We start from the raw sequence: 14,415 nt of genomic DNA on the forward strand, positions 1-14,415 counted from the left end.
ATCTGATTGGTAGCCCGGCCAAGCGAGGCGCCGCCGGGAATGGCTCTTACCCCAACATTTTCCGGGTTTCGCGGGTCACATTGTCCATCTCATCCAGCAGTTCCAGCAGCTCCGGCTCCAGCTCTTCAGGCGGCGTGCCGCCGCGCAGCTGGCTTTCAATCAGATGACAGAGATGCTTGAGACGCGGAACGCCGCTATAGCCGCAGCTACCGTGCAGTTTATGGATCGCATCGACCAGATTCTCTGGCTCCTCGCCGACCAGTTGCTCTTCCACTTTATTGCGCACCTCTGGCAGGAAGGCGACCAGCATCTGTAGCATTTCCCGCGCCAGGTCAGGTTTATAGGCCGCCTGACGTAGCGCCAGTTGCCAATCTAACGTGGCATTCAAATCGACCGGTGGCTCAACCGGTTCGGCGTTCACCGGGCGAGGCACCACGTTGACGCCTGGCTTGTAGCGCAGCAGTAAATCATGCAACCGGTTCTCTTCAATTGGCTTCGCCAGATAGTCGTTCATACCCGCGGTCATCAGCTTCTCACGCTGCCCGGCAAGGGCGTGGGCGGTGACGGCAATCACCGGCGTTTGCTGCTGATGCGGCAACTGGCGAATCAGCTCACAGGCGCGAATGCCATCGATATCCGGCATCTGGATATCCATCAGAATCAGGTCGAACTTCATCTGTTTGGCGCACTCAACGGCCTGGTGGCCGCTTTCGCACAGCTCAACGTGTTGCACCTGATCGTCAAGCAGCGCGCCGATCAGCTTCAGGTTTGCCGGGTTATCGTCCACCGCCATGACCGTCATCGGCAGGCGATGTTCGGTATGCGGGACGGCAATCTGAGAAGAGGTGCTGAGGCTAAACTCCAGCAGCACCGGCATCAGTCGAGTAATGGTCAGCGGCTTCAACAGGCAGGCTGATGCGCCGTCTTTCTTCAGCGCTTCCGCGTCTACCTGCGCGTGGCACGGTAGCGCCAGCACCAGGTGATCGGTCATGTCCAGCGCCATGCTTAGCTTTTCGCGGTGAATGCTCAGATCGCGAACGGAAACCGGTACGGCAACCAGCAAAATATCGTAGAATTCTGCGGGCAACGCGGCGATGCTGACGGCGTAGACCACCTCCAGCGGCGTAGAGGCGAGCATATCCAGCGTGGCCTGCGCCGCAGAGGCGTTGGCCTCCACGTAGGCAATGCGCTTGCCCTTCAGACTGCTGGTGTCCGGGCCATCGGTAATCACATTCGGGTTCAGATCGAGGTTGATGTTAAACCAGAAAGTGGACCCCCGATTTGGCTGGCTGTGGAAGGAAATGTCTCCGCCCATCTCGCGCACCAGTTTTTGCGTGATAACCAGCCCCAGACCTGTCCCCCCGTGTCGACGGGAGATACTGGCATCCGCCTGACGGAAGGCCTGGAACAGACGAGACTGATCGCGCTCCGGAATACCAATTCCGGTATCGCGGATCTGCACTTCAATTTGCACCTTGTTATTGCTGACCGCGCGCTGCTCGACCAGCACGTCAATGTTACCGTTTTCGGTGAACTTGATGGCGTTACCCACCAGGTTGGTGATCACCTGCTGCAGACGTAGCGGGTCGCCGATAACGTTATCCGGCACGTCGTTTTTAATATTAAGCGTCAGCTCCAGCCCTTTATCGTGGGCCGAATGTGCCAGCAGGGTGACCACTTCATCCAGCGAATTACGCAGCGGGAAAGGAATGCTTTCCAGCAGGAGTTTACCGGCTTCCAGCTTCGAGAAGTCGAGCACGTCATTGATGATGGCCAGCAGGTTATTGGCCGAACGTTCAATGGTATTGAGGTGGTCGCGCTGGGTGGGGTTGAGTTCGGTTTTGAGCGTCAGACGAGTAAAGCCAATCACCCCGTTAAGCGGCGTACGCAGCTCGTGCGACATGTTGGCGAGGAACTCAGACTTGATGCGCGCGGCTTCCTGCGCGCGCTTTTTCGCCAGATCCAGTTCAACGTTCTGGATCTCCATCTGCTCAAGCGTTTCGCGTAAATCCGACGTAGCCTGGTCGACGTTGTGCTGCATCTCCTCGTGATAGGCGGCGAGCGACATCGCCATCGAGTTGATGCCGTTTTTCAGCATATCCAGCTCACCGAGCATAAAGCCTTCAACGCGGCTATCGAGCTGCCCTCGTCGGATGCGGTCAACCGTATTCACCATGTTGCGAATCGGCCCCGTGACGTCCTGCATCAGCCGCCAGCCGAAAATGAGCGCAATGCCGATACAGAACAGCATCATCACGCTGGAGATGAAAATCTCTTTGTACTGCTGGAGCCGAACGGATTTGAGATCCAGTTCCAGCGCCACGTAGCCCAGCATGTTAATGGGCGTCTTGGCATCCGACTGCGGCGATTCATCCGGCGAATAATGCTCGGAGATAATCGGCGTGCGCAAAATCATAATATCGCCGTGCCGGGTTACGCTTAGCCTTCGGGGAAACGCGGTGCCGCGCGGGAGCTGTAGCTCGCTTGGGTCCAACTGATAGTTGGAGGTGACGAACAGCTTATTGTGTTCATCATAAACGGAAATGGCGCGCACAATATCGGAATGGCGGCGGTGCAGCACGCTAATTAATTGACCGATGGATTCGCGATTTTGCAAATTCATACCATATTCACTGGAGACGGCGAGCGGTTCAATAATGCTGGCACCGGCGTCTTCCAGCTGACGCTGCAGGTCATGATAGCGGTGTACGACGAAGAAAATACTGAGCAGTAAACCGATGAGTACGGTTGGTGCCAGGATCAAAATCATCATTCTTGCACGCAGGCTGTAGTTGGTCATGGAGGTCCGTTGTGGGAGAATCAGAGCAATATTTTTGATTGAGAAAAATCTCTACGATGGCGCAATTCTACTCTGCAAAACGGCGCGTGACGACGCGCCAGATCATAACCGTGACAGTCAGCAGTCTTGATCCCTTTGGGCAAGGTGTCGCGCGCCACAACGGTAAAGCATTATTTATCAATGGGTTATTGCCAGATGAAAGCGCGAAAGTGACCCTGACGGAAGATAAAAAACAGTATGCGCGCGGGCAGGTAAAACGCCGTCTGACCACCAGTGCCGAGCGCGAAACGCCGCGTTGCCCGCATTTTGGCGTCTGCGGCGGCTGCCAGCAACAGCATGCGTCCGTTGCACTACAACAGCGCAGCAAACGTGAGGCGCTTCATCGGTTAATGAAGCACGATGTGGACGAGGTTATCTCGGGGGAAGCCTGGGGATACCGCCGTCGGGCGCGGCTGAGCGTGAATTATCAGCCCAAAACCCAAAAATTACAGATGGGTTTTCGCAAAGCGAATTCGAACGATATTGTCGAAGTGGTGCAATGCCCCGTTTTGGTGCCCAATCTTGAGGCGTTGCTGCCTGCCGTGCGGGAATGTCTGGAGAGCCTGAAGGGGAAACGCCAGCTCGGGCACGTTGAACTTGTTAGTGCCGACAACGGTCCACTGATGGTGCTGCGTCACACGGCGGCGCTCTCGGATGACGACAAAGAAAAACTGGAACGCTTTTCGCATTCTTCCGGCGTAGCGCTTTATCTGGCACCAGAAAGCGAGATACTTGAACGCGTTACCGGTGAGGAGCCCTGGTATTCGTCAGACGGGCTACGCTTAACCTTCAGCCCGCGCGATTTTATTCAGGTGAACGACGGCGTGAATCAGCAGATGGTTGCAACGGCGTTGTCATGGCTTGATGTACAGTCAACCGACCGGGTGCTGGATCTGTTTTGCGGAATGGGGAACTTCACCCTGCCGCTGGCTGTACGTGCGCAAAGCGTTGTTGGCGTTGAAGGCGTCCCGGCGCTGGTGGCGAAAGGGCGGGAAAACGCCGCGCTAAACCAGCTGGAGAATGTCACCTTCTTCCACGAGAATCTGGAAGATGATGTAACACTTCAGGCATGGGCGAAACACGGTTTTGACAAAGTTTTACTCGATCCTGCCCGTGCTGGCGCACCGGGCGTGATGCAGCATGTTATAAAATTAGCGCCGACGCGGGTGGTGTATGTGTCCTGTAATCCGGCGACGCTGGCGCGCGATAGCGAGGCGTTGCTGAACGCGGGGTACCAAATTCAGCGTATGGCAATGCTTGATATGTTCCCGCACACTGGGCACCAGGAATCTATGGTGCTGTTTGAGCGTAGGTAATAACGGTGGCTTGTCGACTTCGACAGGCCGGTCCCTGAAAGGAGAGGACAATGGTTGCGGTAAGAAGTGCACATCTCAATAAAGCTGGTGAATTTGACCCACAGAAATGGATCGCAAGTCTGGGAATTTCCAGCCAGCAGTCGTGTGAACGCTTAGCCGAGACCTGGGATTATTGTCGCCGCCAAACCGTGGGACATGATGACGCCGAGCTGATGCTATGGCGTGGCGTGGAGATGGTTGAAATCCTCTCCACGCTGAGCATGGATAACGACACGCTGAGAGCCGCGCTGCTGTTCCCGTTAGTAGACGCTAACGTTGTCAGCGAAGAAGTGCTGAGCGAAAGCGCCGGTCAATCGGTCGTGACCCTGATTCACGGCGTGCGCGATATGGCGGCTATTCGCCAACTGAAAGCCACCCATACCGACGCGGTCTCATCCGAGCAGGTCGATAACGTCCGCCGCATGCTGCTGGCGATGGTGGATGACTTCCGCTGCGTGGTCATCAAGCTTGCCGAACGTATTGCTCACCTGCGCGAAGTGAAGGACGCGCCGGAAGACGAACGCGTGCTGGCAGCCAAAGAATGTACCAACATCTACGCACCGCTCGCCAACCGCTTAGGTATCGGTCAGCTCAAATGGGAGCTGGAAGATTACTGCTTCCGCTATCTGCACCCGGCTGAATACAAGCGCATCGCAAAGCTGCTGCACGAGCGTCGTATTGACCGCGAACACTATATCTCTGATTTTGTTGGCCATCTGCGCAGCGAAATGAAGACCGAAGGCGTGAAGGCCGAAGTGTATGGTCGACCGAAACACATCTACAGCATCTGGCGCAAAATGCAGAAAAAACACCTCGCCTTTGACGAGTTGTTTGACGTGCGCGCCGTACGTATCGTCGCGGAGCGTTTGCAGGACTGCTACGCCGCGCTGGGGATAGTGCACACTCACTATCGTCACCTGCCAGATGAGTTCGACGACTACGTCGCAAACCCGAAACCAAACGGCTACCAGTCCATCCATACAGTGGTATTAGGGCCGGGCGGCAAAACGGTTGAAATCCAGATTCGTACCAAGCAAATGCACGAAGACGCCGAGCTGGGCGTTGCCGCACACTGGAAATACAAAGAAGGTGCTGGCGCGGCGAGCGGCCCACGTTCCGGCCACGAAGACCGTATCGCCTGGCTGCGTAAGCTGATTGCGTGGCAGGAAGAGATGGCCGACTCTGGCGAGATGCTCGACGAAGTGCGCAGCCAGGTCTTCGATGACCGCGTCTACGTGTTTACGCCAAAAGGCGACGTGGTGGACCTCCCGGCGGGCTCAACGCCGCTGGACTTCGCCTACCACATTCACAGCGACGTCGGTCACCGCTGCATCGGCGCGAAGATTGGTGGGCGCATTGTGCCGTTCACCTATCAGCTGCAGATGGGCGACCAGATTGAAATTATCACCCAGAAGCAGCCGAACCCGAGCCGCGACTGGCTGAACCCGAACCTTGGTTACGTGACGACCAGCCGTGGACGTTCGAAAATCCACGCCTGGTTCCGTAAGCAGGACAAAGACAAAAACGTGCTGGCTGGCCGTCAGATCCTCGATGACGAGCTGGAACATCTGGGCATCAGCCTCAAGGAAGCCGAGAAGCACCTGCTGCCGCGCTATAACTTTAACGACGTGGAAGAGCTGCTGGCGGCCATTGGCGGCGGCGATATTCGCCTCAACCAGATGGTGAACTTCCTGCAGGCGCAGTTCAATAAGCCAAGCGCCGCCGAACAGGATGCTGCCGCGCTGAAACAGCTTCAGCAGAAGACGTATACGCCGCAGAACCGCAGCAAAGACAACGGCCGCGTGGTGGTAGAAGGCGTCGGTAATCTGATGCATCACATTGCGCGCTGCTGCCAGCCTATTCCTGGTGATGAGATTGTCGGCTTTATCACCCAAGGGCGCGGGATTTCCGTGCACCGGGCGGACTGTGAACAGCTGGCGGAGCTGCAGTCGCATGCGCCAGAGCGCATCGTTGACGCCGTCTGGGGCGAAAGCTACTCGGCGGGTTACTCGCTGGTGGTGCGCGTTCAGGCCAACGATCGTAGCGGCCTGCTGCGCGATATCACCACCATCCTCGCCAACGAGAAGGTGAACGTGCTGGGCGTGGCCAGCCGTAGCGACACCAAGCAGCAGATGGCAACTATCGACATGACCATCGAAATCTACAACCTGCAGGTGCTGGGCCGCGTGCTTGGCAAGCTGAACCAGGTGCCGGATGTGATTGACGCTCGTCGACTGCACGGCGGGTAATGTTCTTTTGTTACCCTCTCCCGATGGGGGAGGGTAACACTCTCTTTTGCAAGGAATCACCATGACTCAAATCGACCGACTGCTCGGCATCATGCAGCGCCTGCGCGACCCTGAAAATGGCTGTCCGTGGGATAAAGAGCAGACGTTTAGCACTATTGCGCCCTACACGCTGGAAGAGACGTACGAAGTGCTCGACGCGATTGCGCGCGAAGACTTTGACGACCTGCGCGGCGAGCTGGGTGACCTGCTGTTCCAGGTGGTGTTTTACGCCCAGATGGCCCAGGAAGAGGGACGCTTTGATTTTAACGATATTTGCGCCGCTATCAGCGACAAGCTGGAGCGTCGTCACCCACACATCTTCGGTGATGCCAGCGCGGAAAACAGCCAGGAAGTGCTGACCCGCTGGGAGAAAATCAAAACCGCTGAACGGGCAGAGAAAGCGCAGCACTCGGCGTTAGACGATATCCCGCGCGCTTTTCCTGCGTTGATGCGGGCGCATAAAATTCAGAAACGTTGCTCGGCGGTTGGCTTTGACTGGACCACGCTTGGCCCGGTGCTGGACAAAGTCTATGAAGAGATCGACGAAGTCATGGACGAAGCCAGGCAGGCGGTGGTCGACGAAGCTAAACTGGAAGAAGAGGTGGGCGACCTGCTGTTTGCCACCGTTAACCTGTCTCGCCATTTAGGGGTAAAAGCAGAGACTGCATTGCAGAAGGCGAACGAAAAATTTGAGCGCCGTTTCCGCGAAGTTGAGCGGATTGTCGCCGCACGTGGCCTGGAAATGACCGGTGTGGATCTGGATGTGATGGAAGAAGTTTGGCAGCAGGTAAAACGGCAGGAATCTGATCTCTAAAGAAATTTTGTGGGAAAGGGCGAAAAGTGCGAAATCTTAAATGACAAGCGCTTGATTTGCGTCAAAAACTTTTACTCCAAAGGGGCTATTTTCTCACTCCCCATGTTTGTTTCTGCGGCGATTGAGGAGCGAGAATGAAAGTTTGTGGCGCTCGCCATGTTCGGGTATACTACTTTCCCGTCTTGGTTATTCCATCGTTTCACCCTAACTTCTCAGGTCCAGCATGACAACGAACTATATTTTTGTGACCGGCGGGGTCGTATCCTCTCTGGGTAAAGGCATTGCCGCAGCATCCCTGGCAGCCATTCTTGAAGCCCGTGGCCTCAACGTGACCATGATGAAACTGGATCCGTATATTAACGTCGATCCTGGCACCATGAGCCCGATCCAACACGGGGAAGTGTTCGTTACCGAAGACGGCGCTGAAACCGACCTGGACCTGGGTCACTATGAGCGCTTCATTCGTACCAAAATGACTCGCCGCAACAACTTCACTACCGGCCGTATCTACTCAGATGTCCTGCGCAAAGAGCGTCGCGGTGACTATCTGGGCGCAACCGTGCAGGTTATCCCACACATCACTAACGCTATCAAAGAGCGCGTCCTCGCCGGTGGCGAAGGTCACGATGTGGTGCTGGTTGAAATCGGCGGTACCGTCGGTGATATCGAATCTCTGCCATTCCTGGAAGCGATTCGCCAGCTGGCCGTGGATATCGGTCGTGAAAACGCGCTGTTCATGCACTTGACCCTGGTGCCATATATGGCAGCGGCGGGCGAAGTCAAAACCAAACCGACTCAGCACTCCGTGAAAGAGCTGCTGTCCATCGGTATTCAGCCAGATATCCTGATCTGTCGCTCCGATCGCGCGGTTCCGGCCAACGAACGTGCAAAAATTGCATTGTTCTGTAACGTGCCAGAAAAAGCCGTTATTTCAATGAAAGATGTCGATTCCATTTATAAAATTCCAGGCCTGTTGAAATCTCAGGGGCTGGACGATTATATTTGTAAACGATTCAGCTTGAACTGCCCGGAAGCAAACCTGGCCGAATGGGAACAGGTTATCTTCGAAGAAGCGAACCCGGCAGGCGAAGTCACGATTGGTATGGTCGGCAAGTACATTGAACTGCCAGATGCCTATAAATCTGTGATTGAAGCGCTGAAACACGGTGGCCTGAAAAATCGCGTAACCGTCAACATCAAGCTGATTGATTCGCAGGATGTGGAAACGCGCGGCGTCGAAATTCTGAAAGATTTGGATGCTATCCTGATCCCTGGCGGCTTCGGCTACCGTGGTGTTGAAGGGAAGATCGCTACCGCACGCTATGCGCGTGAAAACAAAATTCCTTATCTGGGCATCTGCCTGGGTATGCAGGTTGCGCTGATCGAATTCGCGCGTAACGTTGCAGGCATGGAAAACGCCAACTCTACGGAATTTGTGCCAGACTGTAAGTACCCGGTTGTGGCGCTCATTACCGAATGGCGTGATGAAGATGGCAATGTCGAAGTTCGTACTGAAAAGAGCGATCTCGGCGGCACAATGCGCCTTGGCGCACAGCAGTGCCAGCTTAGCGATGACAGCCTGGTCCGCCAGATGTACGGCGAGCCAACTATCGTTGAGCGTCACCGTCACCGCTATGAAGTCAACAACATGTTGTTGAAACCGATTGAAGCTGCAGGTCTGCGCGTTGCGGGCCGTTCCGGGGATGATCAGTTGGTCGAGATCATCGAAGTACCGAACCACCCGTGGTTTGTTGCTTGTCAGTTCCATCCGGAGTTTACTTCCACGCCGCGTGATGGGCACCCGCTGTTTGCTGGCTTCGTGAAAGCCGCGAGCGAGTACCAGAAGCGTCAGAAGTAAGAAAAGTTAGAACGGCAACGCCCCACGAGGGGCGTTGTTTGTCTGGAGTTTTAGTTTAACTTGTACTGAGGAAAACCTAATGTCCAAAATCGTTAAAATCATCGGTCGTGAAATCATCGACTCCCGTGGTAACCCGACTGTTGAAGCAGAAGTACACCTGGAAGGTGGTTTCGTCGGTATGGCAGCAGCTCCATCAGGTGCTTCTACTGGTTCCCGCGAAGCACTGGAACTGCGTGATGGCGACAAATCTCGCTTCATGGGTAAAGGCGTACTGAAAGCTGTTGGTGCGGTAAACGGCCCAATCGCTCAGGCTCTGCTGGGTAAAGATGCTAAAGATCAGGCTGGCATCGACAAGATCATGATCGATCTGGACGGTACTGAGAACAAATCCAACTTCGGCGCGAACGCAATCCTGGCCGTATCTCTGGCAAACGCCAAAGCAGCAGCTGCTGCTAAAGGTCTGCCACTGTACGCTCACATCGCTGAACTGAACGGCACCCCAGGCAAATACTCCATGCCAGTTCCGATGATGAACATCATCAACGGCGGCGAGCACGCTGACAACAACGTCGACATTCAGGAATTCATGATTCAGCCAGTTGGCGCGAAATCCCTGAAAGAAGCCGTACGTATGGGTTCCGAAGTGTTCCACAACCTGGCTAAAGTTCTGAAAGCTAAAGGTATGAACACTGCTGTTGGTGACGAAGGCGGCTACGCTCCTAACCTGGGTTCCAACGCTGAAGCTCTGGCTGTTATCGCTGAAGCGGTTAAAGCAGCTGGCTACGAGCTGGGCAAAGACATCACTCTGGCGATGGACTGTGCAGCTTCTGAATTCTACAAAGACGGTAAATACGTTCTGGCTGGCGAAGGCAACAAAGCATTCACCTCCGAAGAATTCACTCACTTCCTGGAAGAACTGACCAAACAGTACCCAATCGTCTCCATCGAAGATGGCCTGGACGAATCTGACTGGGCTGGTTTCGCATACCAGACCAAAGTACTGGGCGACAAAATCCAGCTGGTTGGTGACGATCTGTTCGTAACCAACACCAAGATCCTGAAAGAAGGCATCGAAAAAGGCATCGTTAACTCCATCCTGATCAAATTCAACCAGATCGGTTCCCTGACCGAAACTCTGGCTGCGATCAAAATGGCGAAAGACGCTGGCTACACCGCTGTCATCTCTCACCGTTCTGGCGAAACTGAAGACGCTACCATCGCTGACCTGGCTGTTGGTACCGCTGCTGGCCAGATCAAAACTGGTTCTATGAGCCGTTCTGACCGCGTTGCTAAGTACAACCAGCTGATTCGTATCGAAGAAGCTCTGGGTGAACAAGCACCGTACAACGGTCGTAAAGAGATCAAAGGTCAGGCATAAGCCCGACTTTCTCTGATATAAAAATGCCAGCCCTCGGGCTGGCATTTTTTTTACTTAAAATCGACCGCCATTTGCTGTGGGATGGTCAGGCCGCGAGTGGTCTGCACGCAGCGATCAATGTAGTCAGTGAAGCGGGGCGGTTTTGGCATCCCCATACTCAGCAGCTTGTCGTTACTAAAACGTACGTTCAGCGTGGCGAAGGCACCGTACAGGCGCATGGCCTTCAGCATCAGGCGTTCGTTGCACGGGCCAAAAATGGTTTTCAGCTCGCGACGCATTTTAACCAGCGTTTCATAGCTGACCTGAGCGTACTTATCGCCCACCGGCGCTTGCTCAAGCGCGGAAGCCATCGCCTTGTCGATATCGGCAAAGCGAACGCTGTTCTCTTCGCCCGCTGAAATATGCACAACTTCCCCCTGAGCGACCGGCGCCGTCAGCAGCATAAGCAGGGCGCTGGCACAGTAGTCCACCGGAATCACATCAATACGGTCTTCCATAGAACACATGAATTTTTGCAGCATTAGCCCCATGCTGAAGACCCAGAAAATACTGCTGGAAGGCTGGCAGCCGTGATGGGTATGGCCCACGACGATCGAAGGGCGGGCAATCACCAGCGGCAACGTCGGGCACTGTTTCTGCATCAGCTGTTCGATGGTGGATTTGGAGTGCGTGTACTCCACCAGATGCTCTGCACGCTCGCGGAACTCAGCGCTTTCAGCAACCAGAGAATCCGGCTCTGGCGAGCATGACATCGCCGTACCGACGTGCAGGAAGCGCTGTAACCCTTCTACCCGTGCCATACGCTGCGCAAATTGCAGTGTGCCTTCGACGTTCACTTTCCAGATAAGCGGGTTACTGCCAAAAGAGGCCACGGCGGCGCAGTTCAGCACGTGGGTCACGCTATCCAGACGCCCATCAGAGAGGAAACCCTCCGGTGAAGCGAGATCGCCAAGCAGGATATTCTGTGACGTAATCTGCGCCAGCTTCTTCTCATCAATATTGAATTTACGTAAATTTTCCTTAACCCTGGCGACAGCGGCTTCGGCGTTATTCGCGCGAACTAAAAGCAGTAAATTAACGCCGCTATGGCTATTGAGGATTGCTTCCAGTGCCGCCCCGCCCAGAAAACCGGTAACGCCCGTGATTAATAATGTATTCATGAATACTGTCTCGTCATGGTTGGTTTGCGGATTTTAGGATCGGAAAAGTAAACGGCGATTAAATAAAGATTGGGGAAATAAAGGGTGGTCTTAAGCTTATTTTAAGCTTATATGTCAGCACGAATTAGATTGGACATTTTGATATTTAAAAAGATTCAATAAATTTAATATTTAAATATATCTATTTGTTTTTAATGGTTTTTGTAAAAAAATAACTTATTTCATAAGTGTAAAATAAAACATTTTTTGTTACATCATAAATGGCTTCCTGAAAGCAGTATAAAATAATCCGTAGTCGGTTTGGCTACGGATTATTTATTAAGTGAGATCTTAAAGACTTTTAGATAATCAAATCGAGTAATAATACAATTAACAAACCGACAACGGAGTTAGTTAATTCTAAAAGACCCCAGGTTTTAAAGGTGTCTTTAATCGATAGCCCAAAATACTCTTTGAATAACCAGAAGGCGGCATCGTTGACGTGGGTCAGCGTGTTGCTCCCCGAGGCGGTCGCCAGCACCATCAGCGCCGGATCAACATTAAAAGTGGTAATCATTGGCCCTACAATGCCCGCAGCGGTAATGGCCGAGACGGTGCCCGCGCCGGTTGCCAGACGCAGCAGCACGGTGATAAACCACGCCATAATCAACGGCGAGACCGAAGAGGTACGCATCATATCAGCGATGTAATCACCCACGCCGGTGTCCATGATGATTTGCTTGAACGCACCGCCTGCACCGATGATAAAGACAACCAGCGCCACTTTTTCGATAGCCGTGGAGTAGGAGCTCATCACTTCGGTCATCGATTTACCGCGCGCGGTGCCAAAAGCGTAGAGCGCGACCAGCACGGCTATCAGCATGCTGACCTGCGCGCTGCCGATAAAGTTCAGGAAAGAGGTGATGCTGGCGGAGGCCGGAATAAACAGTTTAATGACGGTAACGCCGGTGATGATAATCGCCGGGATCAGCGGAACCAGCAGGCTAGTGGCGAACGACGGCATTTCGTCATCGCGGAATACTTTTTGCGATTCCAGCAGCTGTGGAATCGGGCGTTCAAGGTTGCCCAGCAGCTTTGGCAGCAGAATACCGGAGCAAATCACCGTTGGGATGGCGACGATAATCCCATAGATATAAACCATCCCCATATCGGCGTGGAACGCGGCGACTAGCGCCGTTGGGCCCGGCTGCGGCGGAAACAGGCTGTGTGCGGTGGTTGCTGCGGCTACCATGGTGATGCCGAGCTTCAGGAACGGGATTTTTGCCTCACGCGCAATACTGATAACCAGCGGTGCCAGGATCAGGAAGGCGACTTCATAGAACATGGCCAGGCCGAAGATAAGCCCGATAACCATAATGGCCCACTGCACTTTCTTCGGCCCAAAGCTATTGAGCAGCGTCGAAGAGACGCGCTGGGCGGCACCGGAGTCCACCATCAGCTTGCCGAGGATTGCCCCGAACAGAATGATCAGCGCCAGATGCCCCAGGGTACTCCCCACACCGGCCTCGATCGACTTGCCGATCGCTTCCAGCGGCAGCCCCTCGCAGATCCCGACAAAAACAGCCGCCAGCAGCAGCGCCAGCATACCATTGATCTTAAATTTCATATTGAGAATAAGCAGTAGTACAACGCCCAGGGCGACCCAGATCACCGGCAAGGCTTCAGCAAACGCGTTCATCCATTTTCCTTGTCAAAATTTATAATTGGTATGATATGTAGCCAGCTCGGGATATTACCCATACGAATGTGTCATACCAATTTGATTGACGTAGCAACATGCTAAACGGTGAAGCGAGACAAAATATTGATGTAATAGAATTGTTAATTTCATAAATTTACGCTGACTCATCACAGAAAACAGCGCTGAGGTTCCCCAGCCAGTTGCTCTGAGACGGTTGCGCAAGAAGTGCGAGGGATAGTTGGCGCGAAGTATGCAATAATAACGGTTTACCACTACTGAAGAGTTGATGATGCAGTACCCGATTAATGAGATGTTCCAGACCCTGCAGGGTGAAGGTTATTTTACCGGCGTCCCCGCCATTTTTATTCGTTTACAGGGATGCCCGGTAGGCTGCGCCTGGTGTGATACCAAACATACCTGGGAAAAGCTTAGCGATCGGGAAGTTTCTCTGTTCAGTATTCTGGCGAAAACCAAAGAGAGCGATAAATGGGGTGCGGCGAGCAGCGAAGACCTGCTGGCGATTATTGGCCGCCAGGGTTGGACCGCGCGTCATGTGGTGATCACCGGCGGTGAGCCCTGCATCCATGATTTAACGCCTCTTACCGCGTTGCTAGAGCAAAACGGCTACAGCTGCCAGATTGAAACCAGCGGTACGCATGAAGTGCGCTGCACGCCGGGTACTTGGGTGACGGTGTCGCCGAAAGTGAATATGCGCGGAGGCTATGACGTTCTGTCGCAGGCGCTGGAACGTGCTGATGAAATCAAGCATCCGGTGGGACGCGTACGTGATATCGAAGCCCTGGACGAATTGCTGGAAACGCTGAGCGATGACAAACCTCGCATCATTGCGCTGCAGCCTATCAGCCAGAAAGATGACGCCACACGCCTGTGTATTGAAACCTGCATTGCGCGCAACTGGCGTCTGTCGATGCAGACGCACAAGTATCTGAATATTGCCTGATTCAATTCGTGGCCCGGACGAGGCGCATTGCGCCGACTCCGGGGAATTCCCGGCGTCGCTTCGCTCGGCCGGGCTACGGTA

At 54.1% G+C, this 14,415-nt stretch carries 9 protein-coding genes; 6 read left to right on the forward strand and 3 right to left on the reverse strand.

Features of this window, described 5'->3' with window-relative positions; genetic code table 11:
* Positions 1–46 precede the first annotated feature (46 nt).
* The gene (gene barA, locus MY052_RS04905; protein WP_248538306.1) at positions 47–2,800 is read right to left on the reverse strand and encodes a two-component sensor histidine kinase BarA; all 2,754 of its coding nucleotides are present in this window, start codon (positions 2,798–2,800) and stop codon (positions 47–49) included.
* Positions 2,801–2,856: 56 nt separating this feature from the next.
* On the opposite strand from barA, the gene rlmD reads away from it, so the two are divergent.
* The 5 genes from rlmD to eno all read left to right on the forward strand — a co-directional run bounded on the left by rlmD (position 2,857) and on the right by eno (position 10,532).
* A complete protein-coding gene (gene rlmD / locus MY052_RS04910) occupies positions 2,857–4,155 on the forward strand; it encodes a 23S rRNA (uracil(1939)-C(5))-methyltransferase RlmD (RefSeq protein WP_248538307.1) in 1,299 nt (432 codons plus the stop codon).
* 50 nt (positions 4,156–4,205) lie between these two features.
* Positions 4,206–6,443 carry a GTP diphosphokinase gene (gene relA / locus MY052_RS04915; RefSeq protein ID WP_035892849.1) on the forward strand — a complete coding sequence of 746 codons (2,238 nt, stop codon included), beginning with the start codon at positions 4,206–4,208 and terminating at the stop codon, positions 6,441–6,443.
* Between the two features lie 61 nt (positions 6,444–6,504).
* Positions 6,505–7,296, forward strand: a complete 792-nt coding sequence (mazG, locus tag MY052_RS04920; protein WP_035892850.1) for a nucleoside triphosphate pyrophosphohydrolase — start codon at positions 6,505–6,507, stop codon at positions 7,294–7,296.
* A 223-nt stretch (positions 7,297–7,519) separates the two neighbouring features.
* A complete protein-coding gene (gene pyrG / locus MY052_RS04925; RefSeq protein ID WP_035892851.1) occupies positions 7,520–9,154 on the forward strand; it encodes a glutamine hydrolyzing CTP synthase in 1,635 nt (544 codons plus the stop codon).
* Positions 9,155–9,233: 79 nt separating this feature from the next.
* Positions 9,234–10,532 carry a phosphopyruvate hydratase gene (gene eno, locus MY052_RS04930; protein ID WP_035892853.1) on the forward strand — a complete coding sequence of 433 codons (1,299 nt, stop codon included), beginning with the start codon at positions 9,234–9,236 and terminating at the stop codon, positions 10,530–10,532.
* Positions 10,533–10,582: 50 nt separating this feature from the next.
* Here the strand turns inward: eno and MY052_RS04935 are convergent, their stop codons facing one another.
* Both MY052_RS04935 and MY052_RS04940 read right to left on the reverse strand, forming a co-directional pair.
* A complete protein-coding gene (locus tag MY052_RS04935; protein ID WP_202217276.1) occupies positions 10,583–11,692 on the reverse strand; it encodes an SDR family oxidoreductase in 1,110 nt (369 codons plus the stop codon).
* A 340-nt stretch (positions 11,693–12,032) separates the two neighbouring features.
* Complete coding sequence (locus MY052_RS04940) at positions 12,033–13,370, reverse strand: gluconate:H+ symporter (RefSeq protein ID WP_123650595.1); 1,338 nt, start codon at positions 13,368–13,370, stop codon at positions 12,033–12,035.
* 292 nt (positions 13,371–13,662) lie between these two features.
* Between MY052_RS04940 and queE the strand changes: the two genes are divergently transcribed.
* Positions 13,663–14,334, forward strand: coding sequence for a 7-carboxy-7-deazaguanine synthase QueE (queE, locus tag MY052_RS04945; RefSeq protein WP_035892896.1), 672 nt, complete (start codon positions 13,663–13,665; stop codon positions 14,332–14,334).
* Positions 14,335–14,415 lie beyond the last annotated feature (81 nt).

It is taken from the genome of Kluyvera ascorbata (genome assembly GCF_023195735.1).
Lineage (GTDB): Bacteria > Pseudomonadota > Gammaproteobacteria > Enterobacterales > Enterobacteriaceae > Kluyvera > Kluyvera ascorbata.